The sequence below is a fragment of the Sphingomonas sp. P4_D12 genome (assembly GCF_056401895.1).
Genome location: NZ_JBFUIL010000004.1, coordinates 195674 through 220941, shown reverse-complemented (window position 1 = coordinate 220941; position 25268 = coordinate 195674). Strand labels below are relative to the sequence as shown.

At 65.0% G+C, this 25268-nt stretch carries 22 protein-coding genes; 10 read left to right on the top strand and 12 right to left on the bottom strand.

Annotated elements, in window-relative coordinates; genetic code table 11:
• Window positions 1-427: 427 nt before the first annotated feature.
• The 4 genes from AC1DSD_RS09315 to xseA all read right to left on the bottom strand — a co-directional run bounded on the left by AC1DSD_RS09315 (window position 428) and on the right by xseA (window position 6208).
• Window positions 428-3427 carry a TonB-dependent receptor domain-containing protein gene (locus AC1DSD_RS09315; RefSeq protein WP_478029751.1) on the bottom strand — a complete coding sequence of 1000 codons (3000 nt, stop codon included), beginning with the start codon at window positions 3425-3427 and terminating at the stop codon, window positions 428-430.
• A 240-nt stretch (window positions 3428-3667) separates the two neighbouring features.
• Window positions 3668-4543 (bottom strand): peptidoglycan DD-metalloendopeptidase family protein, encoded by an 876-nt coding sequence (locus AC1DSD_RS09310; protein ID WP_478029894.1) that lies wholly within the window; start codon window positions 4541-4543, stop codon window positions 3668-3670.
• Between the two features lie 41 nt (window positions 4544-4584).
• A complete protein-coding gene (locus tag AC1DSD_RS09305) occupies window positions 4585-4785 on the bottom strand; it encodes a DUF2093 domain-containing protein (protein WP_066807417.1) in 201 nt (66 codons plus the stop codon).
• Between the two features lie 49 nt (window positions 4786-4834).
• Window positions 4835-6208, bottom strand: coding sequence for an exodeoxyribonuclease VII large subunit (gene xseA / locus AC1DSD_RS09300; protein WP_478029750.1), 1374 nt, complete (start codon window positions 6206-6208; stop codon window positions 4835-4837).
• On the opposite strand from xseA, the gene purD reads away from it, so the two are divergent.
• Together purD and AC1DSD_RS09290 are read left to right on the top strand one after the other, a co-directional pair.
• The gene (purD, locus tag AC1DSD_RS09295; protein WP_478029749.1) at window positions 6207-7469 is read left to right on the top strand and encodes a phosphoribosylamine--glycine ligase; all 1263 of its coding nucleotides are present in this window, start codon (window positions 6207-6209) and stop codon (window positions 7467-7469) included. The two genes, xseA and purD, sit on opposite strands and share 2 nt — an antisense overlap.
• Before the next feature lie 71 nt (window positions 7470-7540).
• Window positions 7541-8368 (top strand): helix-hairpin-helix domain-containing protein, encoded by an 828-nt coding sequence (locus AC1DSD_RS09290; RefSeq protein WP_478029748.1) that lies wholly within the window; start codon window positions 7541-7543, stop codon window positions 8366-8368.
• A gap of 132 nt (window positions 8369-8500) precedes the next feature.
• Here the strand turns inward: AC1DSD_RS09290 and AC1DSD_RS09285 are convergent, their stop codons facing one another.
• The 4 genes from AC1DSD_RS09285 to AC1DSD_RS09270 form a co-directional block, all read right to left on the bottom strand.
• Window positions 8501-8995, bottom strand: a complete 495-nt coding sequence (locus AC1DSD_RS09285; RefSeq protein WP_478029747.1) for an STM3941 family protein — start codon at window positions 8993-8995, stop codon at window positions 8501-8503.
• A complete protein-coding gene (locus tag AC1DSD_RS09280) occupies window positions 8992-10314 on the bottom strand; it encodes a hemolysin family protein (RefSeq protein ID WP_478029746.1) in 1323 nt (440 codons plus the stop codon). The genes AC1DSD_RS09285 and AC1DSD_RS09280 overlap by 4 nt, the downstream gene beginning before the upstream one ends.
• 226 nt (window positions 10315-10540) lie before the next feature.
• Window positions 10541-10981 (bottom strand): nucleoside deaminase, encoded by a 441-nt coding sequence (locus tag AC1DSD_RS09275; protein ID WP_478029893.1) that lies wholly within the window; start codon window positions 10979-10981, stop codon window positions 10541-10543.
• A 23-nt stretch (window positions 10982-11004) separates the two neighbouring features.
• On the bottom strand, window positions 11005-11292 hold the full coding sequence (locus tag AC1DSD_RS09270; RefSeq protein ID WP_478029745.1) for a hypothetical protein: 288 nt from the start codon (window positions 11290-11292) through the stop codon (window positions 11005-11007).
• A 166-nt stretch (window positions 11293-11458) separates the two neighbouring features.
• Here AC1DSD_RS09270 and rpmB point away from each other — a divergent pair, with 166 nt between their 5' ends.
• Window positions 11459-11755 carry a 50S ribosomal protein L28 gene (gene rpmB / locus AC1DSD_RS09265; protein WP_066812698.1) on the top strand — a complete coding sequence of 99 codons (297 nt, stop codon included), beginning with the start codon at window positions 11459-11461 and terminating at the stop codon, window positions 11753-11755.
• A 187-nt stretch (window positions 11756-11942) separates the two neighbouring features.
• Here rpmB and AC1DSD_RS09260 read toward each other — a convergent pair whose 3' ends face one another.
• On the bottom strand, window positions 11943-12923 hold the full coding sequence (locus AC1DSD_RS09260; RefSeq protein WP_478029744.1) for an esterase-like activity of phytase family protein: 981 nt from the start codon (window positions 12921-12923) through the stop codon (window positions 11943-11945).
• 179 nt (window positions 12924-13102) lie between these two features.
• Here AC1DSD_RS09260 and AC1DSD_RS09255 point away from each other — a divergent pair, with 179 nt between their 5' ends.
• Entirely contained in the window at window positions 13103-13510 is a 408-nt protein-coding gene (locus tag AC1DSD_RS09255; RefSeq protein ID WP_478029743.1) for a glycine zipper 2TM domain-containing protein, read from the top strand.
• Between the two features lie 242 nt (window positions 13511-13752).
• Here the strand turns inward: AC1DSD_RS09255 and AC1DSD_RS09250 are convergent, their stop codons facing one another.
• Window positions 13753-14574: an SMP-30/gluconolactonase/LRE family protein gene (locus AC1DSD_RS09250; protein ID WP_478029742.1), complete on the bottom strand. Its 822-nt coding sequence runs from the start codon at window positions 14572-14574 to the stop codon at window positions 13753-13755.
• A gap of 137 nt (window positions 14575-14711) precedes the next feature.
• On the opposite strand from AC1DSD_RS09250, the gene AC1DSD_RS09245 reads away from it, so the two are divergent.
• The 5 genes from AC1DSD_RS09245 to AC1DSD_RS09225 all read left to right on the top strand — a co-directional run bounded on the left by AC1DSD_RS09245 (window position 14712) and on the right by AC1DSD_RS09225 (window position 21470).
• Window positions 14712-15965, top strand: coding sequence for an MFS transporter (locus AC1DSD_RS09245; protein WP_478029741.1), 1254 nt, complete (start codon window positions 14712-14714; stop codon window positions 15963-15965).
• Entirely contained in the window at window positions 15962-16876 is a 915-nt protein-coding gene (locus tag AC1DSD_RS09240) for a 2-dehydro-3-deoxygalactonokinase (RefSeq protein WP_478029740.1), read from the top strand. The genes AC1DSD_RS09245 and AC1DSD_RS09240 overlap by 4 nt, the downstream gene beginning before the upstream one ends.
• Entirely contained in the window at window positions 16873-17610 is a 738-nt protein-coding gene (locus AC1DSD_RS09235) for an SDR family NAD(P)-dependent oxidoreductase (RefSeq protein ID WP_478029739.1), read from the top strand. The genes AC1DSD_RS09240 and AC1DSD_RS09235 overlap by 4 nt, the downstream gene beginning before the upstream one ends.
• A 146-nt stretch (window positions 17611-17756) precedes the next feature.
• Window positions 17757-20486, top strand: coding sequence for a TonB-dependent receptor (locus tag AC1DSD_RS09230; RefSeq protein WP_478029738.1), 2730 nt, complete (start codon window positions 17757-17759; stop codon window positions 20484-20486).
• Between the two features lie 78 nt (window positions 20487-20564).
• Window positions 20565-21470 carry a dihydrodipicolinate synthase family protein gene (locus tag AC1DSD_RS09225; RefSeq protein WP_478029737.1) on the top strand — a complete coding sequence of 302 codons (906 nt, stop codon included), beginning with the start codon at window positions 20565-20567 and terminating at the stop codon, window positions 21468-21470.
• Between the two features lie 202 nt (window positions 21471-21672).
• Here AC1DSD_RS09225 and AC1DSD_RS09220 read toward each other — a convergent pair whose 3' ends face one another.
• The gene (locus AC1DSD_RS09220) at window positions 21673-22500 is read right to left on the bottom strand and encodes an IclR family transcriptional regulator (protein WP_478029736.1); all 828 of its coding nucleotides are present in this window, start codon (window positions 22498-22500) and stop codon (window positions 21673-21675) included.
• A 131-nt stretch (window positions 22501-22631) separates the two neighbouring features.
• Here AC1DSD_RS09220 and AC1DSD_RS09215 point away from each other — a divergent pair, with 131 nt between their 5' ends.
• Window positions 22632-23825, top strand: a complete 1194-nt coding sequence (locus AC1DSD_RS09215; RefSeq protein ID WP_478029735.1) for a mandelate racemase/muconate lactonizing enzyme family protein — start codon at window positions 22632-22634, stop codon at window positions 23823-23825.
• Window positions 23826-23864: 39 nt separating this feature from the next.
• On the opposite strand, the gene AC1DSD_RS09210 is transcribed toward AC1DSD_RS09215, so the two are convergent.
• The gene (locus AC1DSD_RS09210; protein WP_478029734.1) at window positions 23865-25235 is read right to left on the bottom strand and encodes a sugar transferase; all 1371 of its coding nucleotides are present in this window, start codon (window positions 25233-25235) and stop codon (window positions 23865-23867) included.
• Between the last annotated feature and the right edge of the window lie 33 nt (window positions 25236-25268).

Below are 25268 nucleotides of genomic sequence, written 5' to 3'. Positions count from 1 at the left end.
TGCCGATTTGCAGCAGAGAGTTACACGAAAGTCACACCGAATACGCAGGGTCCGGCCGATCGAGAGCCTCACATTTCAAATTACGGCGCGGGCGTCATCGATCCTCGGCAATGTCATTTGGTACAAGTTGGAACTGGCGCCGCGTTTGTCTTGAGCCCGCGAGCGCCTATCGTTTCCGCACCCACGGAATGTCAGTGATGCATTGTAGTAATACAGTACGTCAGCTGGAGTTATTTCGTCTGCCATTAGTCCGATCGCCGGCAGCGTTTCGATCTTCACGTCGCGCCTTGCAAGCCACGTTGAAGCTGATCCGCATGACCCTAACCGGCTGCGGCGCCGATCACCAGTCGACCCTGGATCATACCGCATTTTGAAGCTGAAATTGCCGGCCGGTCGTCGGCTTACGCCCGCCGCCGGCATATTTTCGTCAGAACTTGAAGTTGGCGCCGGCGCTGAACTTGCGGCCGACCACGCCAGCATAATGCCAGGTCGTCAGGAAGTTCGGCGCGCTCGCATAAGCCGCGGCCGCCAGTGGCGCGCGAGCGTTGAGCACATTGCCGACATTGGCAAAGAACGTGAACTTGTCGTTGACCCGCACCGACGCGTTCAGATCGACGTTGATGAACGAGTTGATGTAGCAGAACCGCGGATCGGTGTTCTGCGGTGCCGATCGCGTATAGAGATTGCCGAGCGCACAATCGAGCGGCAGCCCCTGGTCCTCCGACACTGCCTTGATCTTGCCGACATAATAAGCCGTCGCCGACAGCGACCAAGGTCCATATTCGACCGTGCTCTGCCAATTGCCGCGCCAATCCGGCGTTCCGTTACCCGACGACAGATCGTACGGCCCAAGCGTGCCGGCGTAATGCTGTACCCCGGTGGCGGTGTGGAGGTCGTACTTGAAGATGTGCGTGACCTCGACCTTGCTGGTGAACCTGAAGTCACCGGCCGAGAATTTGACCGACGCCGAAGCATCGATGCCGCTTGTGATCGCGAAGTTCGCGTTGACCCATGGCACGTTGAGAATGAGGAGGCGTGGCAAGGCGGTCGGATAGAGCGGATCGACCGCATCGACCACATTGCACGAATAACCGGCACCTACCGCGGCAACCGCCGCGCATGCCGCGGTCGCATTGGCCGCGCCGTAATAGGCGCTAACCGCCGCCCCGGTCAGCGGGCCGCCGACGATCAGGTTCGACTTCTTGACGTTGTAGTAATCGACCGTCGCGCTGAACCATTTTACGGGCTGGAAGATCGTACCGACGGTGAAGCTGCGCGACGTTTCCGGCTGCAGGTTCGGGTTGCCGGCATAGCCGCGCCCCAGCGAATATTGCGAATTATATGGATTGCCGTTGGCACTACACGAGGCCGTGGTTCCCGTCCCGCCATGGCTCAGGATGAAGCTGCACGGCGGCGTCGTGCTGACGAAGCCGGCATATTGGCTGTTGGGTCCGGATTCAGCAAAGGTCGGCGCGCGAAAGCCTTCCGCATAGGTGCCGCGGATCGCGAACTCCTTGATCGGAGTCAGCTTGAATCCGACTTTGGGTGAGAAGTGGCTGAAACCCTCAGAATAATGGTCGTACCGGCCCGACACGTTGATATCGAGAATGCTGAGGACAGGCGCGTCGAGTTCGAAATAGCCCGCCCAGACAGTGTGCTTGCCGAACGCCGACGAGGTCGTCAGGCCGTAGGTATCCAGCGCCACATTCTGATTGCGATTGACCAGCCGCTCGTTGCGGACCTGACCGCCGACCGCGAACTGCAGCGGACCGCCCGGCAGATCGAACAGCTTCTTCGAAACCGACGCGTCAAGCGAATACATCTGCGAATGGGACGGCGTGACCTTGTCGGGCGCGATCGCTTTGCGCACGGCATCGCTGTTGGCCGACGGATTGACGAAATTGTAGGAACCCGTGTTGATTGCCTTCATCAGCCCGGCGATGTTGAGCAGGCCGTGCTGCGTAATCTGCAGGTCGTCGCGAGCATATACGCCATCGACCTTCCAATCGAAGCCGCTGAAGCTGCCGTTCAGACCAGTCGCAACGCGCGCGACCTCGTTGACGCGATCGCTGCCCGCCGCGATGTCGCTGAACAGGTAATAGATGCGCGCCGCGCCCTGCGTCGGATTGGCGGCATAGGCGGCGGCGTACGGGTTGTTTGGATTGAGCTGGCGGCTGGGATCGGTCGCACAATTGACGCCCGACGCGCAGATATAGACCGGCAGCACGATACCCGGGTTGCTAGACGCGATCGCCGGCGGACCGCCGAACGGCTGCGTCTGGCGGATCGCCGACGGAAAGGCACTGGTGATGCTGACGAAGTCGCGGCTGTAACTGCCCATGACATAGGCTTCGACATTGTCGGCCAGTCTGACGCTGAACTTGCCGGTAACCGAATAACGTTCCTGCTTCGGCTGAATCTGGCGATAGAGATCGGTCAGGTCGTACTTGCAACCCGTACCTTGCGAGCCACCGGTGGTGATGGTGTAGGTTCCACCAGCGCAATTTGCGATGCCGAGGGCGAGATACTGATTGGTCGGCGGCGATCCGGCCTGGCCCGATAACGGGTTATTGAGGTCGGTCTGACCGACGCGAGTCACGTACGCTGTCGGCGTATTGGCCGTCAGCGTGTCATCGGCGGTATTATTGTCGCGACCACCGACTGGGCGCAGATCCTGCGTATTGTACGGGAAACCACGGCTGTGGTTGGAGATACGGCCATCCCATTGATATTCGCCGTTGAGGTAGAAATTCCACCCCTTCGTCTGATAGTCGCCAATCCCGGCGGTCAGTTCGGCACGATAGCGCGAGCCGTCGCCTTTTTCCGTAGTGCCTCCCTGGATGCTGCCCTCGAGCCCGGTGAACTGCTTCTTGAGGAAGATGTTCACCACGCCACCGATCGCATCGGCGCCGTAGATGGACGACGCGCCGTCCTTGAGCACCTGGACACGGTCGATCAGACTGAACGGGATCGAGTTGAGGTCGACATAGGCGTTATGGCCATCGTCGTTGATCGGGAAGTTTGCCGAACGCAGGCCGTTGATCAGCACCAGGGTCGACGAGACGCCCAGGCCGCGCAGCGAAACCGCCGAGCCGCCAGCCGAGAACCCCGTCTGGAACCCGGTCCCGATCGAGCCGGCGCTATCGGCCGAGATCGAACGAATGGCATCGGAAACGTTGGTGATACCGGCCTTGGCAAGGCTGTCGGACGTCAGCACGGTGACCGGCGACGGCGTCTCGGTGTCGGTACGACGGAACAGGGTGCCGGTGACGACGATGTCCTGCTGCTGGTCGTCGGACGCCACGGCGTCAGCTACCGGCGTCGCCGGCTTGTCCTGCGCAGCAGCCGGCGCGGCCGCAAACATCAGACCGAGCGGCGCGGCGGTCGCGAGCAGCCGGTTGCGGTACGCGTTGTTGAAAAAGGCCATCGAAGTGAAACCCCCATTTACAGGGGATCAGACCCGCGCGCCGCTGGTGCCGCGCGCCGGATCACATCCCCATCGATTATGACCGCAAGCCCTCCAGCACCGGTCGATGAGCCGTGGGTAAGGCCGAAGCGGGCTTTGTAAAGATTCTAAGCAAGGTCGAACTAGCTTTTGGAATCAGCGCGTAGCGCGGCTGCAACAAAGGGTCAGCCTTGGTGTCTTATTTCACTAAGGCAGTGACGTCTATTTCGTCCCAGGCATCGGTCCCGCGACCAGCAGCGGATCGATCTTCGCATTGCGCCAGCGCAGGCTCCAATGGAGATGCGCGCCGGTCACGCGCCCGGTCGCGCCGGAAAACGCGACGATCTGCCCCCGCTTCACCGCCTGGCCGGGCGTGACGACGAGCCGCGACAAGTGCATCAGCGCGCTGTTGAGGCCCATGCCATGGTCAATCATCAACAGGTTGCCTTCGAGCAGGAAGGGATGATCGGAGGCCAGGATGACGACGCCGTCAGCCGGCGCCAGCACCGGGGTACCCGCCGGCACCGCGACATCGGTGCCCGAATGGTAGGCCCCCGCCTCGCCGTTGCGATAGATGCGCTGCGATCCGAACAGGGTCGAGATACGCCCGGTTGCCGGCCACATGAACGGCTGCCGCCACCCCATAGAGCTCGTATCCTGGCGCCGCGCCGCGTTGATCTGGGCGATTTCGGCTGGCCGTAATTTCTCGAATTGCGGCATCGGCACGGGATATTTTGGCAAGGTCGACAGACGCGAGATGTCCCATGCCCGTGGATTGATCGTCAGCGTACGCGAGACCGAGCGGCCATCGTCCAGCGTCGCGGCCACGGTTGCCGCCGGTCCGGCATCGCGATCGAAGGCAATCACGAAGCGGCCGTCGGGCGCCACCGGCACCTCGTCGCCGTTGAAGCTGACCCGCTGGGTCCCGGCGGGCGCGGTGCCGATGAGCAGGCCGCCCTGGATCATGCTGCCCTTGAAGCTGAAATCGCCGAGCGGCACCGTCGGCATGCGTGACGCGGGCGGCGGCGGTGTGGCGACGACCACGGGCGCGGGACGCGTGGCGGGCGGCGAGCTCGGCTCGACGCAGCTACCCAGCATGCTCAACGCGGCGAGGCCGAGGACCCAGCGCCGCGCGCGCCTCACTTCCGTCCTTCAGCCTCTAGCGCGAGGTCGGCACTGGCATAGGCTTCCTGTCGCGCGACGCTCCAATAGCGCAGATCGTCGAGCGCGATCGGTACGCCCGATATCGCGCAGGTCACATGGCCCCCGGGCACCAGCACGCGAAAACCATTGGCCATGTAGTGGAGGCGCGCCGGCCGATCGGTATTGGACATCAGCATTGCAGCGATCCTCGAAATCTCAAAAAAGTCAGGCCGGCCCCGACTAGTGTTACAGCAACGTCGGCTGGTCCGGCTTGTCCTTTACATATGCCTTGCCGCCCGCGCCCTCAACCCGCGCCGCGACGTCACCATCACCAAAATGGAGCACAAACACGCCGGCCTTGCGCGCCGCCGCCGCGTTGGTCAGCACGCCCCCCGCCTTCGCCTCGACCCAGGCATAGCCGCGGTCGAGCACATGGCTGGGATTGAGCGCCTCGACCAGCTTCCAGGCGCCCGCCAACCGATCGCGCGCCGCAGAGAGGCGTTGCGCCAGCATCGCCGGCCGCAACGCCCCGGCGCTACGGTCGAGCTGGCCGCGCGCCAGCGTGATGCGCCGTTCGAGCGCGCGGTCGAGCCGCTGCGCATTGTCGTCGGCACGCTGGCGCTGCGGCCCCAGCAACGCGTCGCGCTTGGGCAGCAACCGCGCCAGCGAGTCGCTCTGCTCGCGCCCGCGCTCGACATAGCGCCTGGCGCACCGTTCGGCGCGCTGCGCGTATGAATCGAGACCCAACCGCAAATCGGCCAGCACCGGCACTGCGATTTCGGCCGCGGCGGTCGGCGTCGGCGCGCGCAAATCGGCGGCATGGTCGGATAGGCTGGTGTCGGTCTCATGCCCCACGGCCGAGATCAGCGGGATCGAGCAGGCGGCGATCGCCCGGACCACCACTTCCTCATTGAACGCCCACAGGTCCTCGACCGACCCGCCGCCACGCGCGACGATGACGAGGTCGGGACGCGGCACCGGCCCGCCCGGCGCGATGGCATCGAAGCCGGCAATGGCGGCGGCGACGTCGCGCGCGGCGCCATCGCCCTGCACCTTGACCGGCCACACCAGGACATGCGTCGGGCAGCGATCGGCGAGGCGGTGGAGGATATCGCGGATCACCGCGCCGGTCGGCGAGGTGACCACGCCGATCACCTTCGGCATGAACGGCAGCGGCTTCTTGCGGCCCTGGTCGAACAAGCCTTCGGCGCTCAGTTGCGCCTTGAGCTTTTCGAACAGCGCCATCAGCGCGCCTTCGCCCGCCAGCTCCATGCGATCGACGACGATCTGGTATTTGGAGCGGCCGGGATAGGTGGTCAGCTTGCCGCTGACGATCACTTCGATCCCGTCCTGCGGGCTGAACGGGATCAGCGCCGCCTGGCCTTTCCACATCACCCCGTCGATCACCGCCTGATCGTCCTTCAGGCTCAGATAGCAATGGCCCGAGGCGGCGCGCTTCCATCCCGAAATCTCGCCACGTAGGCGAACGCGGCCGAATTCGCCCTCGACCATCCGCTTGAGTCGACCCGACAGTTCGGACACGCTTTCGGCGGCGGAATTGTCGCCGGGCATGGCCTCGGCTACCAGCCGCGGCGAATCTTCTGGAAAAGGGTCGGGCATGAACGTCCTGCTGATCGGATCGGGTGGGCGCGAACATGGCCTCGCGTGGAAGCTGGCGCAATCGCCGCTGCTCACCAAACTCTACGCCGCGCCCGGTAATCCGGGCATAGCGGAAAGCGCCGAGCTCGTCGCGATCGATGTGACCGATCATGACGCGGTGATCGATTTTTGCCGCACCAATCACATCGAGTTGGTCGTGGTCGGCCCCGAGGCACCGTTGGTCGCCGGGATCGCCGACGATCTGCGCGCCGGCGGCTTCGCGGTGTTCGGCCCCGGCAAGGCGCCGGCCCAGCTCGAAGGCTCCAAGGCCTTCACCAAGGCGCTATGCGACCGCGCCAATATCCCGACCGCAGGCTATCGCGCCGTCCACTCGCTGGAAGAAGCTCGTGCGGCGCTCGCCGCGTTCGGCGCGCCGGTCGTGGTCAAGGCCGATGGGCTGGCGGCGGGCAAAGGCGTCGTCGTGGCAATGACCGCTGCCGAAGCCGAGGATGCGGTCGAAACATTGTTCGCCGAGCCGGGCGCCAGCGCGGTGATCGAGGAATTCCTCGAGGGCGAGGAAGTCAGCCTGTTCGTGCTGACCGACGGCCAGGCGATGGTCGCCTTCGGATCGGCACAGGACCACAAGCGTGTCGGCGATGGCGATACCGGCCCCAATACCGGCGGTATGGGCGCCTATAGCCCCGCCCGCGTGCTGACTCCCGACCTCGAAGCGCAAGCGCTCCGCGAGATCGTCGCGCCGACCGTCGCCACGCTGGCGGCGGAAGGCATGGCCTATTCGGGTGTGCTCTATGCCGGGCTAATGCTCACTAACGCCGGCCCCAAGCTGATCGAATATAATGCCCGGTTCGGCGATCCCGAATGCCAAGTGCTGATGATGCGGCTCGACAGCGATCTGCTGCCATTGCTGCTGGCGATAGCGCAAGGCCGGCTGACCGAGGCGCCCTCCCCCGTCTTCAGCGAGGATGTCGCGCTGACCGTGGTGATGGCGGCGGCCGGCTATCCCGGCACGCCCGAGACCGGCGGCGCTATCGACGGGATCCAAGCTGCCGAGGCAGAAGGGGCGAAGATATTCCAGGCCGGCACCAGGCTCGCCGATGGCCGGCTCGTCGCGTCGGGCGGGCGCGTCCTCGCGGTCACCGCGCGCGGCGCCGATGTCCGCGCGGCGCAGGCCGCCGCCTATCGCGCGGTCGACGCGATCGACTTTCCCAGCGGCTTTTGCCGCCGCGACATCGGCTGGCGCGAGATTGCGCGAGAGGGCTGATCCCGATCACTGGCGAAACCAGCGCTCCCTCTCTAGGATAGCCGACGCTTCGTCGTACGGGAAAACTGTTCATGGACTCCGCCAACCCGCCACCGGTCGGTGCCGCCGCCTATATCTTTCAGGACTGGACGGTGATCGTGCTGATCCTGATCGCGGCGTTCGCGGTGCTGGTGATCGCCGGCATGATCTGGGGCCAGAAGAAAGCGCGCGAACGTCACCGCGTCGAGGAAGCCGCCGAGGAGCGCGCCGAGGAAGCGGGCACGACCTTGCCCCCCGCTCCCCCGCCGCCACCGGCGGCTGCCGATACCGGCCTGCCGCCCGATGAACCGCGCCCACAGCCGGAGCCGGAAACGCTGCCGAGCCCACCGCCTGCCTCGCCGGTCGCCCGTGACGTCGAACCGCAACCCCTAGCCGCGCGCGAACTCGCGCCGGAGCCAATCGCGGCGTCGGCAGCCGAGCCCGAACCGGTTGTGCAGACGCCGGAACCGGTAGCGGAGCCTGTGCCGGAGCCGGAACCAGCCACCGAGGCACCGACCGAAGCAGCGACCGAGCCGCCAGCCCCACCGCCGGAACCCGCGCCGGCTCCGGAACCGGCCGCCGCATCGCCAGAACCCTCACCGCCGCCCGCGTCTGCTGCACCTGCACCGAATGCCGCCGGCGCGCTCGCGCTGACCACGATCAAGGGCCTCGGGCCCAAGGTCGCGGCCATGCTGGCCGAGCGCGGCATCACCCGGGTCGATCAGCTCGCGGCGCTATCGCCCGACGAGGCGTCCGCGCTCGACGTGCAATTGGGCGCGTTCACCGGGCGGATGGGGCGCGATCGCTGGATCGAACAGGCCAAGCTGCTCGCGGCCGGCGATACCGCCGCGTATGAGGCAGAGTTCGGAAAGCTGGGTTAGAGTCGTTTTCAGCTTCGCTGAGACGGTGCCGGCCCGCTCCCCCACCCGACCTCCCATAGAATAAACTGATTGGGAGGTCGGGTGGGGGAGCGGGCCGGTGCCGCGACCGTTTCAGCTTTGCTGAAACAGCCGCTAGGGCAACAGGCCGGCCGGCGCCAACCTGGCGATCGCCGCCATCATCGCGTCGAACGATTGGTCGGTGCCAGACGTGTTGAGCGCGATGTCGCCAAAGCCCATCGCCTTATTCGTGCTTGCCAGCTTGCCCTGCAGCGTCGTCGACGGGAACGCCCGCGGATCGCTCAGGAACAGGCATGCGAAGCGCTGGCGCTGAACCTTGCCAACGGAAATTCTCTCGATCGCGGTCCAGGGGATCGTCTGGTCGGACCATTGGCGCCACCAGACCCCTCGCGCATCGATCCGGAGCACGACGCCCTGCTGGAATAAGCGCGGCAGGCCGATCAGGAAGAACGCCCCGAATATGATGATCCCTGCCCAAGCCACCAAGGTGCGTTTCGTGGTCGGCGCATCCAGCCGGAGCAGCCAAATGCCGACCGCGACGAAGCCGAGCGCGCCGGCGAGCAGTAACAATACGCGCCAACGGCTCGCTTTGGCCTCGAACGGCGTCACTCGCCGCGCGCTCTCGACACCAGCAATTTGTCGATCCGGCGACCGTCGAGGTCGACCACCTCGAACCGCCAGCCCTGTTGCACAACACTCTCGCCTTCCTGGGGCAGCCGCTTGAGCGCTGCCAGGACCAGGCCCGCGGCGGTGGCGTAATCGCGATCGTCGGGCAGGTTGAGGTCGAGTTTCTCGGCGACGAGATCGGCCGAAGCCGACCCGGCGACCAGATAGCTGCCATCCTCGCGCTGGACGAAATCGGGGTTTTCGTGCGGATCGGTATCCGACGCGAAGGCGCCGGCGATCGCGGCGAGCAGGTCGGCCGGGGTCACGATCCCCTCGAAATGTCCATATTCGTCGTGGATCAGCGCCATCGGCACTTCGGCGCGCCGCAGCCGCACCAGCGCGTCCATCGCATCGAGCTGATCGATCACGATCGGCGCCGAGCGCATCAGCACCTTGAGATCGAGCCGATCGCCGCGGATCGCCGCAGCAACGATGTCGCGCGCCTGGACTACGCCGATCACCGAATCGACCGACCCCTCCGCGACCGGAAGCCTGGTGTGCGCCGTCGTCGCGAGCTTCTGGCGAATGCCCGCATCGTCCAGCCCGATATCGAGCCAATCGACTTCGGTCCTGGGGGTCATCACTTCGCGTACCGGCCGGTCGGCAAGGCGCACCACGCCCGAGATGATCGAGCGTTCATGCTCCTCGATCACGCCCGATTTGGACGCCTCGGCCACGATCAGGTGGAGCTCCTCGGCGGTGACCTGGTCCTCGCTGTCGTGACTCAGGCCGATCAGCCTGAACAGCATCGAACTGGTCGAATCGAGCAGCCAGACGACCGGCGCCGCGGCCCGCGCGAGCCAGGTCATCGGCAGCGCCATCACCGCGGCGATCGGCTCGGGCGAGCGCAACGCGATCTGCTTGGGGACCAGTTCTCCGATGATCAGCGAGAGGAAGGTGGTCAGACCGATCACCAGCGCGAAGCCGGCCTTGTCGGAGAATTCGGTACTCCACCCGAACCATTGCTGCAGCCTTATCGCGGTCGGCCCGCCCAGCGCCTCGCCAGAATAGGCACCCGAGATCACCGCGATGAGCGTGATCCCGACCTGGACGGTCGACAGGAACTTGCCGGGATCGGCGGCCAGGTTGATCGCCGCGCGCGCGCCACGGCTGCCGGTCCGCGCCATCGCCTCCAGCCGCGCCTTGCGCGACGAGGCGATCGCCAGCTCGCTCATCGCGAACACCCCGTTCACCGCGACGAGTATGAGGATGATGACGACATCGATCCAGGGATAGGGCGCGGGTGGCGGGGGCAAGGTCATGATGTGCGCTTATGCCTACACGCGGGTACGAAGGTCGCGCAACATGGCGTGTCGTCGCTCATTCCCCTCCCGCTCGCGGGAGGGGTTAGGGGAGGGCATGTTGCAAGGTCGGATCTGAGACATGACACGCCCTCCCCCGGCCCCGTTCCGAGTGAACAGTCCCCCGGACTGTTCAGGTTGCGCCGGGGGCGCAACCGACCCGGAACGCGCAAGCGGGAGGGGAGAGTTACTTCCCCTCACCTCGCCGCGTCGCGAAGAAATCGCGCAACAGTCGCGCGGCCTCCTCCTCGCCAATCCCGGGATAGATTTCCGGACGATGGTGCACCGTCGGCTGCGCGAACAGGCATGGACCATGCTCGACCGCGCCGCCCTTGGGATCGGACGCGCCGTAATAGAGCCGCGCGATCCGGGCATGGGCGATGGCGCCCGCGCACATCGCGCAAGGCTCCAGCGTCACCCACAGATCGCAATTGCTCAGCCGATCATCCCCGATCGCTTCGGCGGCGGCGCGAATCGCCAGCATCTCGGCATGCGCGGTCGGGTCGTGGCGCGTGCGCGGTGCGTTGGCGGCGGTGGCGATGACGCGGCCGTCCAATACTACCACCGCGCCGACGGGGACTTCCCCCATCGCCGCGGCGGCGGCGGCCGCGTCGAGCGCGGCGCGCATCGGTGGAGGCAACTGAAACCCGCTTATTGCGGCGCCGCCGAATTGGCCGGAGGCGTGCCGGGCTTGTCGACGCTGATCGTCGGGACCTTGATCGTCTTGGTGGTGGTGGTGACGGTGGGGACCTCTACCGTCTTGTTTTCGGTGCCGAAATTGACCGTCGCCATGTTGGCGTTGACTTCGGGCGCGCTGCCGCCTTCCAGTTTGACGGTCGGCAGCGAGCCGGATTTGCCGTTGATCGAGATCATCCCAAAGGCCAATAATGCAATCAGGATAAGGGCGGCAATGCCGACCAGAGCGAGCAGGAACCGCATTATAATCGTCTCCTAGAAATCGAATCGTTCGCGTAATCAACGTTTCGCCACAAGAGCAGGTTGCACGGAAAAGAGCGAATCTGTTGACCCGCCGCCCGACAGACGCTATCGGCGCCACCTTTCCGGGGTCAGGTTCGTCTTGGCCCGAAACTCAGGATTGATAGCGATGTCGCGCATTTGCGAGCTGACCGGCAAGGGCCGGCAGGTGGGTCACAACGTTTCCCACGCCAATAACAAGACCAAGCGGACGTTCCTGCCCAATTTGCAGAACGTGACCTTGCTGTCGGACGCGCTGGGCACCAGCGTCAAGCTGCGCGTGTCGACGCACGGCCTGCGCTCGGTCGAGCATGTCGGCGGTCTCGACAACTGGCTGGTCAAGACCAGCGACGACGATCTGTCGCTGCGTGCGCGTCGCCTGAAGCGCGACGTCAAGAAGAAGCTGGGCGACACCCAGGCCGCGTAATCGCGCCGGTTCGGCTCCGTCGGACCCTCAGCGAATCGCCACCGGCTCGCTCTCCACAGCGGAGAGCGGGCCGGAGTCGTTTCTGCGGCGCGGCGTCTTGCAGTTTTGCTGGCCGAGGCGGCCCGGGGGTTGATTCCCACTGCCAGAAAATATGTCTCCCCGGCGTAAGTGGATCGGCGAGGGTCGATTACAAATCCAGCCGGAACTTCATCAGCAGCGTCTGCTGCAGGAACAGCAGATTGTCGTCGCTGACCATCCATAGCATCGTCGCGCCGCGTTCGCGCGTGATCGCCAACCCTTCGAAATTATCGACCGTCAGCGGCGGCGCAAGCCGCGCGATCTCGCGCCCGCGAATCGTCATGCCCGGGCGGATGCGGCGCGGATCGATCAGCGTCAGTACCGCGCTCCATCGAAAGGGAAGATCGAACCGGCGGTTGAGGACCAGGACACGCCCGTCGGGCAATTCGGTCGCGTCGGACGGATCATAGCCATCGGGCGGTAGATAGCCGAACTCGAATCCCTTGAGCGGTTTCTCGACCGGATCGCGATCGAACATCAGCGCACTGCGCGCCTGGCTCGGCAGCCGGCGGCTGGTCTCGGCGATCACCAGGAAGCGGCCGTCGTGCAGCCGCACCATCGATTCGGCACCGCCATTGGCGGACCAGTCGGCCATCGGCTGCGGCGCCACCATGCTGGCGGGCGAGGTCAGGCCAGGCGAGTAGCGCCAGATCTGGTTGGCGCGCTCATACCCCACCCACACTTGTCCGGTCGCGGGATCCAGGGCCATCGATTCGGTGTCGCGTTGCGCCCTGTTCCACCCCGTTCCCGGACCCGTCGGCAGGTCGCCAAATGCGGGAGTGCTCAGCCGGAAACGATCGTCGAGCCGAAACCGCGCGATCGTCCCGCCATCGCTTAGCAGCGTGAACAGTCCACGGTCGATCGTCATCGACGAATAGCCGCCGAAGGCCGTGTCGCGGCTGGTCAGGCGGACGCCGCCCATGAAGGTCATCGCCCCGATTTTGATGCGCGCAGGGTCGGCGCCGTCGAGTGGCACGCGCGTCGCCGTAATGTCGGGGATGCGGCCAAGCATCGGCCGTTCGGGCGTACCACTCCACTGACAGAGCAAGGCGAGCACGAGCATCAGGGGATAGCGGTGGCGGCGGCGCATCGCCGCCCCTCATAGCCGTCGCGCGGCAACCCGCCAGCCTGAACGGCGGATAACGGACGCATTCAGCCTTGGCTCAATGCGAATCGGGCAAAACCTCTTCATCGACACGGAATGGGCAGACGGAAATCGCCGGAGCCCGCGACCGATCGAAGGATGAATTTTAGAGACGGAGACGACAAATGCTGAAGACCCTTTCGCTCGTTGGCGCCGCGCTCGCGATGACTGCCGGTGCCGTTGTTCCCCTCGCCCCGGCGCAGGCGCAGCGTTACGGCTACGACCGGTCGTATGGCGACGGATACAACCGTGACGGCTATTACAACCGTGACGGCTATTATAGCGGTAACGACCGCAGCTATCGCGGATATGACCGCAGCTACCGTGGCTATAACCGCAGCTATCGTGCGCGTCAGAAGTGCAACGATGGTGACGGCGGCACGATCGTCGGCGCGATCGCCGGCGGCCTGCTCGGCAATACCGTTGCCGGCCGCGGCGACCGCACGATCGGCACCATCCTGGGCGCCGGTGTCGGCGCCTTGGCCGGCCGCGCGATCGATCGCTCGGATCGCCCCGGTTACTGCCGCCGCTAATCCCGAACAGTCGAGTTCTCCCGCGTAGCGTATCCGGGAGAGACGGTCCCCTCGCGTAGCGTATGAGGGCGGAGGCCGGTCCCGAAAGGGGCCGGCCTCTTGTTGTGCGGAGCGCAGGCGCGGCTGCGCCCGCGCCGATCGCGAAGCGAGCGCCCCGCACGGCCGGCGGACGGCGCACGCCGATCCGGCCGACGGCTTTGCCGGCGGCGGGGCTCAACCCGCAAACGGCTAAAGTATCTTCACTATGGAACGCAGTCGATGCGAAACGCGAGAATGCTGCCGGCTTGGCCGAACCGCACATCGAGCGGATCGAGGCCATAGGCCGCCGTGGTAACGAACAAGGTGCTCAGGTCGTCCCCGCCAAAGGCGCAGCTCGTCGGCCGCTGGCAAGGGGTGGGAAGCCAGCCGACTTGCGTTCCGTCCGGTGCAAGCCGCGCGATGCCGCCGCCGTCCCACATCGCGCACCAGATATAGCCGTCGCGGTCCACGGCCATGCCATCCGGCTTGCCGGCAGTGTCTTCGAACCGGTGCAATATCGTTCGGTTGGAGATCGTGCCGTCCACCAGATCGAAATCGTAGCGGTAGAGCAGCCGCGGGACCGTATCGATCAGGTAGAAAGATCGTCCGTCGGGACTCCAGCCCATACCGTTCGGAACGTCGAAGCCGCTGTCCATTGCCGTGACCCGGCGTTCATGATCGGCGCGATACAGAGCGCCGCCGCCTGCCGATCCATCAGTCGCGCGCGTGCCTACCCAGAACCGGCCCGCCGGATCGCATTTGCCGTCGTTGAAGTGCACACCCGTCATGTCTGGCGATGGCAATGGATCGAGGGGCCGGCCCTGCCGGAACAGCCATAGGCCGTCTTCGAGCGCCAGCATCGCCTCTCCCGCGTCGAGCGGCGCTGCCGATCCGATCTTGGCATGGACGGGAATGGAGCGATTGATGCCGGTGGCCGGGTCCAGCAGATTATAGGTGGGGCCGAGGATATCGACCCAGGCGAGCAGCCGCGCCTCCGGAATCCAGACCGGGCATTCGGCGAGTGCAGCGCCGACGGGCCATGACATGTGTGGAGCGATCCCCTGCATCGGCTCTACCACGCTCGCTCCCCGTTTTCACTAAACATGTTGCTATAACGGCTACACGCCTTTAGCTACCGGGCAGACAGGGCCTTGGCAATGATGGCTCGACGCGGGGAGAGATAATGGCAGCAACCGGACAGCGATGGCCGCGTTTTCGCTGGTTCGTCGTGGCCATGCTCGCGGCTGCCGCAGTGCTCAATTATCTCGACCGCCAGACGCTGGCGCTGATGGCCGGCACCATCCAGGGGCAATTGCGGATCAGCGATGTCGGCTATGCCGCCCTCGTCAACGCCTTCCTGGCCGCTTACACGATCGGCGGATTGATCTCGGCGCTGATCGTGGATCGGCTCGGCGCCCGGCGCTCGATGGCGCTGTTCGTCGGCTGGTGGTCGCTGGCCAGTGCGCTGTCGGGCATGGCGGGAAGCATGTGGCAGCTTGCCGCCACGCGGTTCGCGCTCGGGATCGCGGAGGCCGGCGGTTGGATCGCCTCGCCCAAGCTCGTCCAGGAATGGTTTCCCAACCGCGAGCGCGCGCTGGCGATCGGCATTTACTCGTCCGCCGCGCATTTCGGGGCGGCACTGGCGCCGATCCTGATCACCACCCTGCTCATCACGGTCGGTTGGCGCGCGACGTTCGTCGTCACGGGAGCGATCGGGCTGACTTGGCTCGCCGTCTGGCAGATGGCCTATCGACCCCATCGTATCGGTCCGGTCGATCTGGCTACGGTGCCGGAGCAACGCGCGGGTCCCGCGCCGGCGGAATGGGGTGCAGTGCTTCGCACCCGCGGGGTCTGGCTGATCGCGATCGGCAATGCCCTCACCAACCCGGTCTGGTTCTTCTATCTGTTCTGGTTTCCAAAATATCTGACTGAGGAACGCGGACTGACGGTCGCCGAGATGGGCCGGCTGAGCTGGGTGGTCTATGCGTCGGCGGGTGTCGGTTCGGTGCTCGGCGGCATCGTCTCGGGCGCGTTGGTGAGGCGCGGCATGCGGCCGGCGCGTGCCAGGGTGGCGACGATGGCGCTCGTCGCCGTGATCGCGCCGATCGGCGCCTTCAACGCGCTGGCGCCTGCCGTCTCGATCAGCCTTGCGCTCGGCGCGCTGGTGGCACTGGTCCATACCGCCTGGGTGACCAACCAGACCGCCTTGTGCGTGGACTTGTATCCGGGGCGGCATATCGGGAAAGTGATGGCAGTGAACGGTATCATCGGCGGCCTCGCCACGATCGTCACGACGCAACTCGTCGGCGCGTTGGTGGCGACCATGACCTATCGGCCGATGTTCCTGATGATCGCGATCGCCTATCCGCTCGGACTGCTGGCGGCCTTTCTGGCGACGACCGGCCGATCGATGCTCGACCGCGAGATTGCGGCGTGAGCGAGAACCTGATCGCGGTCGAATGGGGCACCGCGCAATTGCGAGCCCGTCTGTTTCGGCGCGACGGCGAAACGCTCGATACGCAGATAGAAACCGTGCGGCTGGCGGACCTGGGTCGCGACGGGATCGTCGAGCATGTCGACCGGCTGCGGGCGCGTTGGCCCGATCCTCAGAATCCTTTGCTGCTGAGCGGTATGATCGGCTCGGCGATGGGCTGGCAGGAAATCGCGCGCGTCGACTGCCCCGCCGGCCCGGAAGCAATCGCCGATGGCGCGGTGGCCGGCCGGATCGGCGATCATGCCGTCCTCTTTCTGCCCGGCCTGGCGTGCGAGCAACGCTTCGGCGACCCTGACGTGCTGCGCGGCGAGGAAGTGGCGGCGATCGGTGCGCTGGAGCAGGCCGGAGGACGAGCGGGGCTGTTCCTGTCGGTGCCGGGCATGCATGGTAAATGGCTGGCGCACGATGGCGCGAAGATCACGCAATTCCACACCTCGATGACCGTCGAACTGTATCGCATGCTCGCCGAACGCAGCGTACTCGCGCCCCTGATGGCGGCGGAGCCCAGCGAAGGAGCGGCATTCCAAGCCGGCGTTACGCGCGGTGCCGAGGGTGGCGGCCTTGCCCGACTGCTGTTCGCGGCGCGATCGAATGTGCAGGCTGGCCGGATGCAAGCCGGCGATGCCGCGTCCTTCCTGTGGGGCGTAGTGATCGGATCCGATGTGCGGGAGAATTTGCCGCTCGCGCCGGGCGCGACATGCCTGGTGGCCGGCGCGCCTATGGTCGCATCCTTGTTCGCCGCGGCGATCCGCCAGCTGGGCGGCGCCGCCGAGATCGCCGACAATGACCGATTGACCGCGGCGGGTTTCCTGCGCCTTGCCGCTCTTCTCCGGGCAAAAGGGATGTTCGCATGACACAACGCCTCGCCGGGCAAGTCGCGTTGGTAACGGGGGCCGCGGGTGGTATCGGCGGTGCGATCGCCGCGCGGTTCGCCGGCGAAGGGTGTCGCATCATCGCGCTCGACCGGGTGGAGGCGCCATCCGGCGACCTGCGCTTGCTATGCGATCTTGGCGACGAGACGTCACTGGCGCACGCCGTCGACGCGATCAGGACCTCCGGCCTGGCGCCCGACATCGTCGTACACGCCGCCGCGATGGGCGACTCTCGCCCGACGATGGATACCGACGCGGCATTCCTGGCACAGATGTTTGCGGTGAATGTCGGCGCAGCGTTGAGCCTGGCGCAGGCGTTCGCGCCGGGCATGCAAGCGCGGCGGCGCGGCTGTTTCCTGTTCGTGTCGTCGATCAATTCGACCTACGCTACCCCCGGACTGGCGGCCTATGCCGCATCCAAGGCCGCGCTCGACAGCCTGATGCGCACGCTCGCGCTGGAGCTCGCGCCCGATAACGTCCGGGTGAACTCGGTCCGCCCGGCGTCGATCGATACGCCGCTCTGGCGCCGCGGGATGGAGGCGCAACCCGACCCCCAATCGGCGATCACCGCCAACATCAAGCGCCACCCGCTTGGTCGTATCGGCCGGCCGGAGGACGTTGCGGCGCTGGCGCTGTTCCTGTGCTCCGACGAGGCGAGCTGGATCACTGGCGTCGATTATCAGATCGATGGCGGGGCATCGGTGACGCGCCGCTAACCTCTTTATAGCAACATATTGCACCATTTTTTCTGGGCGCCACTCGAACGAAACACTGTAATATGGCCGAATAATTCAGTTGACGTGTAGCTAAATGTGCAACATTAATTCCTCACTAGACGATAAGATCGCAGGGGAGAGGAACGATGAGAGCAGGCTTTTGGCTTGGCGGGGTGTGTCTCGGCGCGATCGTCGCCGGTAGTCCGGCTTTGGCGCAGGACAAGGCAGGCACACTCAATGCCGCAGCCTCCGGCGATAGCGGCCAGGCGGCCGATGCGCCCAGCGCGGGCGACAAGGAGATCGTCGTCACCGGCTATCGCAAGAGCCTCGCCGAAGCGCTCCAGGTCAAACGCAACACCGACCAGTTCCAGGATTCGGTCGTCGCCACCGATGTCGCGAAACTGCCGGACAACAATATCGCGGAATCGCTGCAGCGCATATCGGGCGTCCAGATCCGCCGCGCGCTCGGCGAAGGAACGAGCGTTTCGATCCGCGGCCTTCGTCAGAACCGTAGCGAGATCAACGGGCGCACGCTGATCAATCCCAATGGCCGCGGTGCGGGCATCGCGTCGGTGCTCGATTCCGATTACGGCCCGCTCTCGCTCTTTCCCTCCGAACTGATCGGCCGCCTCGACGTCATCAAGCTGCAGGGCGCGGACCGGACCGACGGCTCGCTGAGTGGCACGGTCGACATCATCACGCGCAAGCCGTTCGACAAACCGGGTCAGCTCATCTCGGTGTCGGGGTCCACGGTCTATTCCGACCAGGACAAGAGATGGGGCTATGACGGGTCGGCACTCTATTCGAACACGTTCGCCAACGACACGTTCGGCATCCTGCTCAACGCCACCTATTCGAACAAGCCGGTGAACGAGGATTCGTTTAATTCCTTCACCGGCTACACGCCGCTGACCTCGGCGTTCAACACCCCCGCCCATCCCAAGGCGAACGATCCGAATGGCGACGGGATTCCCGGCACCTATATCGCCGATTTCCGCTTCCAGCGCCTGCGCGAAAAGCGCGAGAAGATCGGTGGCAATGGCGCGTTTCAATGGCGGCCCAGCGCCAATTTCGAGCTTTACGGCGACGCGGCTTACTCGCACCTCAAGACGTCGCGCACGCGCGACTGGTTCTCGGTGCCGCTGAGCAGCAATGCCGGCGACTATACCTCCTACACCCTATCGTCGAACGAGATCCTGACCTCGGGCGTCATCAACCAGGTGGCGCAGGGCAATGCCGAAGCGCTCAGGGTCAAGAGCGACACCTTCACCAGTGCGCTGGGGTTCAAGTGGAGCACGAATGACGGGCGCTTCTCGGTCAGGCCGGAGGTGAATTATTCGCGCGCGACGATGAACGTCACCCAGGAGTTCGTCCGCGTCCAGAGCGTCAGCAAATATCCCTTCACCTTCGACGTCAATGAAGGCGGCATTCCCAGCCTGACCGGCCCCGCGGGTCTCGACACGACCAATCCGGCGTCGTTCCGCTATTCGAACGCCTTCGACAATTTCAACCGCAACACCGCCCAGGAAACGGCCGGCAAGGTCGACTTCGCCTTCAAGCCGGAGAATTCGTTCATTTCCGAGATCGATGCCGGCATGCGTTACTCGGCGCTGACCACGACGCGTCAGACGATCCAGAACCAGGTCGCCTTCGCCGGTACCACGGCCGCCAACACGTTCCTGCTGTCGTCGGGTCCGTCCATTTATAGCGTTCGGGGCTATGCCGACCTGTTGGGTGGGAACGCCCCGTCGATCGCCACCAAATATCTCGCGGCGAATGCCTGGGCGCTCCCGATCGGGGGAGCCTGCAACACGATCGCGCCCAATAGCGGCCTGTGCCCGGCCGGCTTCGTCGATCCGCTGCAATCCTTCCGCATCGGCGAGAAGACGATGGCGGCCTATGCCAAGATCAATTTCGCGACACGGCTGGGATCGATGCCGCTGACCGGCAATGTCGGGCTGCGCTATACCGACACGACGCGCGAAGCGAATGGCGCCATCAAGCGCGCGAGCGGTCTGGCCGATCCGTTGACGGTGAAGACGCAATCGGTCGATTGGCTGCCGAGCGCGGTCGCCAAGCTGGAAATCACCAACAAGCTCCTGCTTCGCGCCGGCTATGCCAAGGTCCTGGGGCTGCCCGACTCGATCGATCTGTCGCCGAACCTGACGCTCAACCGGTTGACGCCCTATAATGGCAACGCCGGCAATCCCCGGCTGCAGCCGTTGCGCGCCGATCAGTTCGACGCGTCGCTCGAATGGTATTTCGCGCCCGGTTCGGCGTTGACCGTCGGCGCGTTCTACAAGGACGTGAAGACCTTCATCTACAGCAAGGCGAGCTACGAAATCCCGCCGGGGGAAGTCGCGCCGCCAGGCCAGCCCGAAGGCTATCTGATCACGCGGCCCTATAATGGTGCCGGCGGCAAGGTGAAGGGCGTCGAAGTGCTGTTCCAGACGCCATTCTCTTTCCTTCCCTCGCCGCTCGACGGTTTCGGCGTCGTCGCCAATTTCTCGTACATCGACAGCTCGACCAGCCTGCTCGATCGCAAGGGACAATCTTTGCCTTTCCAGGGTCTGTCGAAGGTCAATTACAATCTGGTCGCCTATTACGAGAAATACGGCTTCGGCGCGCGCGTCGCGTACAATTATCGCGACAAGTTCTTCGACAGCGTCGGGCCGGGCAGCACGGCGATCTATTATGCGCCGTTCCGGACCGTCGACGCATCGATCCGCTATGAATTCGGTCGCTTCACGATCTTCGCCGACGGCACGAACCTGACCAACGAAATCCAGCGCCGCTACGTGGAATCACCTGAGGCTACCTCTTTCTACGGCATTCAGGGGCGTCGCTTCTCGCTCGGGTTCAACGCGAAATTCTGACGCGTTCGGTTCGCCCTTCTTGGTTCGCTCGGGTGAAGCAGTTCGACCACCTCCCCCGTCTCTTGCGATAGGATTTCAATGAGCCAGTCTTCCTTCGGCGGCGTCTTTCCGGTGCTGCCGACCGTCTTTACCGACCGCGGCGATATCGACCCCGACGGCATGCGATCGGTCGTCGAGTATGTCGTTGCGTCGGGCGCCGATGGTCTCGTCTTTCCCGGTCTTGCCAGCGAATATGACCTGCTGACGCTCGACGAACGCGGAGAACTCATCGGTCTGATCGGCGGCGCGGTCGCCGGTCGCGTGCGGTTCGTGGTCGGCGCCAGCAGCGATGAGGTCGGCGATAGCGCAGGGCTGGCTACGGCCGGGGCGGCGGCGGGCGCCAGCGCCGCGATGGTGATGACGCCTCGCGCGCTGGGCCCCGATGTCGACGCGCTTTCCCGTTTCTATCGCGATCTGGGCGCGCAGGCCGGCTTGCCGATCATGCTGCAAAATGCGCCTGCGCCGATGGGCCTGGGGCTCGCCGCCGATGCGGTCGCGCGCATCGTCGCGGCGTCCGACGCGATCCGCTGGGTCAAGGAGGAGAATATGCCGTGCGGGCAGCGCATCTCTGCGTTGCTGGCCAGCGGCGTCCCGCATCTCGAGGGCGTTTTCGGGGGCGCCGGCGGGCGGTACATCACTGATGAGCTAGCGCGCGGCGCGATCGGCAGCATGCCCGCCGCCGAGACGCCCGAGGTGCATGTCGCGTTGATGCGCGCTCATCTCGCCGGCGACCGCGCCGAAGTCTGGCGGTTGTACGAGGCGTTGCTGCCGATCCTGATGATCCAGGCGGTCTATCGCTGGCGTCTCACGAAGGAAGTGTTGCGGCGGCGTGGCGTGATCACCTCGGCCTATACACGCGCCGCCGGTCCCGAGTTCGACGAAACCGACCAGCGCGAGCTTGGGACGGTCCTCGACCGTCTGCAGCATGCCAGTGCCGCGCGCTGAGCCTTAGGTTGAGGCCAAAAATAACCCGTTGTTCTTAAAGGGATTAATTTCCCAAACTCGTCATCCCAGCGAAAGCTGGGATCTCAAGCGGCATCGCGTCACCGCCAGAGACCCCAGCGTACGCTGGGGTGACGGGAGGTGCGCTGGGGTGACMGGAGGATTCCGCGGGAATGACGCCAGGAATCTGAGGCCCCAACCTAGCCTAAACGGCGAGGCGATAGTCGAGCGCCGGATCCGCTGGCGCGATTTCGTCGCCGCGTTCCAAGCCCCTCGCCTGGATTTCCGCAGCGGCGACGCGCAGCGCTTCGAGCATGGTCGGCATCGCCGCCTCGGGAATCCATCCCGACAGGCCGATCGCCGCATAGGCTGTCTCGCCCACGGTGATCGCCACCGTATGCTGCTCGCGCTCGTCCTTGACGCGCAAGCGGGCATAGCCTTTGCGGCGGATGTCGCTCAGCGCCAGCAGCAGGGCATCGATATCGGCGTAACCGGGTATGTCTCCCTTGGCGTAGATCTCATGGATCTCGTCATCTTCCAGCGTCGCGAGCAGCGCCATGCCGATGCCGCCGCGCGTCGCGGGGTAAAGCCCGATACGGCCCAGCGCATCGGTCGCCGGCATGTTGGGCGGCGCGTGGAACAGATAGCTGACATTGTCGCGCCAGCGAACGCCCATCGCGACGGTATGGCCGAAGTGACGCAGTTCCTCGAGCGCCGGCAATGCACGCCGCAGCAGTCCCGAGGCGAACAGGCTCTGGGCCGCCAGCACGGTCATACCGGCGCCGGCCCGATATTTGCGATCGGGCGTCTGGCGAGCGATGCCGAGATAGGTCAGCGTCTTGAGTAGCCGGTTGACCCGCGTCGTCTCCAGCCCGACGCGGCGCGCGACCTCGCGGCAGCCCACCGGCTCCGTCGAGATGGCCAAGGCCTGGAGCACGGTAATGCCGTCGATCAGGCTCTGGTTGGGCTGCGCCCCGGCCTTGTCGCTGCGTATCCGGGTTCCACGGCCGGCCGGTGATTGCGTTGCTACCATCGCCGTCGACGCTACCGCAGCGCCGGCGGCACGTCTACACTTCCGGCTCGATTTAGGACTGGCGGCGCCTTATATTGTTGCTAATAGAGATATACGAATAGCGAATTGAATCCGCGCTGGAGAGGTATTCGATGGTTGATGACGCGATCAAGGCGATCGACATATTCTCGGTCCGCATTCCGCAGGATGACAGCTATCTTGGCGGGCTGGGGCCAGGCGAAACGGTCAACGAGCGCGGATACGTGGTCCGCCGCGGCAACCGCACCATCTACCCGCAAACCATGCGATCGGCGGTCATTCGCGTGACGCTCGAGTCCGGTGCCGAAGGCTGGGGCGAAACCTATGGCCTGGTGGCGCCCAATGCGATTCACGCCTTTGTCGAGGATCTGATCGCGCCGATCATTGCCGGCCGTTCGCCGTTCGACGTGCAGGCGATCTGGGACGACCTTTACGACCTGATGCGCGTGCGCGGCTATACCGGCGGCTTCTGGCTCGATGCGATGGCCGGGGTCGACATCGCCTTGTGGGACCTGATGGGCAAGCTCACCGGCCTGTCGCTGCCGCAACTGCTCGGCGGCCGGCATCGCGACCGTATCCCGGCCTATGTTTCCGGCCTGCCGAGGCCGACGATCGCGGCAAAGGTCGATCTGGCCAAGAGCTTCGTCGACCGCGGCTACCGCGCGGTCAAGATCGCCGCGGTGGTGAGCTATGAGGGTGTCGAGCGGGAAATCGCGGCTTTGCGCGAGGGCCTGGGTCCGGACATCGGGATCATGCTCGATTGCCATTGGATCTATTCGCCCGCCGAGGCGATCGCACTGATCGACAAGCTCGCGCGCTACGACCTCACCTTCATCGAAGCGCCGTGCAAGACCGAGGACGTTCAGGGCCTGGCGGAAATCGCGCGCCACTCGGTCATCCCGCTTGCCGCCGGCGAGGAATGGCGGACGGTGTTCGACGCGCGCAGCAGGCTGGAGGCGCGTGCGGTGTCGATCGTCCAGCCGGAAATGGGCCATACCGGCATCACCCAGTTCATGCGCATCGCGCACCTCGCCCAGGCGCATCACGCCCAGATCATCCCGCATGCGACCATCGGCGCCGGGATTTTCGCCGCGGCGAGCCTGTTGGCGTCGTCGACCATCCTCAACCTGCGCTGGCACGAATATCAGCACTCGATCTTCCATCACTCGGCGTCGCTGATGGATGGCCGGCTCGAATGCTCGGACGGCCATTTCGTTCTTCCGGACGGGCCAGGGCTTGGCGTCACGCCCAATGCGCGTTTCTGGGAGAACGCGACGCGGCTGGGTGGCGTAGATGCGCTGGTTTGATGCTGAAGGGACCGGAGCCGGCTTAGCCTGACGGCCCCTTCAATACGCGTTGCGATGTACCATCACCACCACCGTCGACGCCAAAATGCGCAGGTCGCGCGAGATCGACCATTGATCGAGATATTCGAGATCGGCGGCGAGTCTGCGTTCGAGATCCTCGCGTTTTTCGGTTGCGCCACGGTGCCCGCGAACCTGTGCCAGACCGGTTATGCCGGGTTTCAGGGCGTGGCGGACCCAATATTGGTGGCTGATCTCCCAGAATAACTGGTCGCCGGCCAGCGACCCAAGCGCATGGGGCCGTGGACCGACCAAGCTCATATCGCCTTCCAGCACATTGAACAGCTGCGGAAGCTCGTCGAGGCTGGTGCGTCGCAAAAAGCGTCCGACCCGGGTGATCCTGTCGTCCGTGCGGCTGGCCGAGCGCTTGCCGGCAGCGTCGCTTTCCTCATGCCGCATCGTGCGGAATTTCGTGATCTTGAACAGCTGATTGCGCCGGCCGACGCGGTCCTGCCGGAAGAAGACCGGTCCGGGGCTGTCGAGCTTGATCATCAGCGCGATGATTGCGAGCAGCGGCGACAGCGCGATGATGGTGGGCACCGTCAAGGCGAGATCGAGCAAGCGTTTCGCCGCGCGGTTGCTCATGCTCAAGGGCCCGCGCGACACGACGTGGGTGGCTTGCCCCTGCGCGCGCCCAATGCCGATCACATCGCCATAGTTGCGATCGTGAACGAGCAGTTCGCCGTCGATATTCGCTCCGCGCAACAACGTGGTCCATGCATGACGGCGGTCGTCGTCGCACGAGACGATCACGCGATCGAACCCCGCGAGCACGTCGCCGATGCGGTGGAGCATTACCGGGTCGCTGAGGTCGGGCAAAAGGCCCATCGCGCGCGCGTTGATGCGGTGGGCCCAGGCCAGGCCTGGGGCTTCGACGCCATCGACGATCAGCAGTTCGTTGTACAGCGACCCTTCCAGACGCCGCAAACCGTGCTCCACGAAGAGCAGCCGGCCGCCGACGAGGAACAGCAAGGCGAGTGGCGACCCGATCGCGAAATCGACGCGCGAGATCTGCTGGCTGGCATGGGCGATATAGGTAAGGAACACGACCGCGACCAAGGCATAGACCAGCGCCGTCGCCGATCGCTTGAGGCTCAGCTTGGGATTGGTGAATACCGTCGCGTTATAGACTTCGGCGGCAAGCGCGATGCCGAGATAGCCGGTCAACACCATCAGCGATAATTGCCAACCGTCGAACGTGCGAGGCCCGGCGTGCAATGCGTGGGCCGTGACGAACGCGGCGATGATCGCCAGGCAATCCACCGCGAGGAGTTCGGTATAAAGGCGAAGGCGCTGCAGACGCTTTGAGCGTACGCGCGGCGCCACGAATTCCCCAAGCGTAGAAACATTCATTCCCGAGTTCCCCTTTGACTCATGCGCAACGCG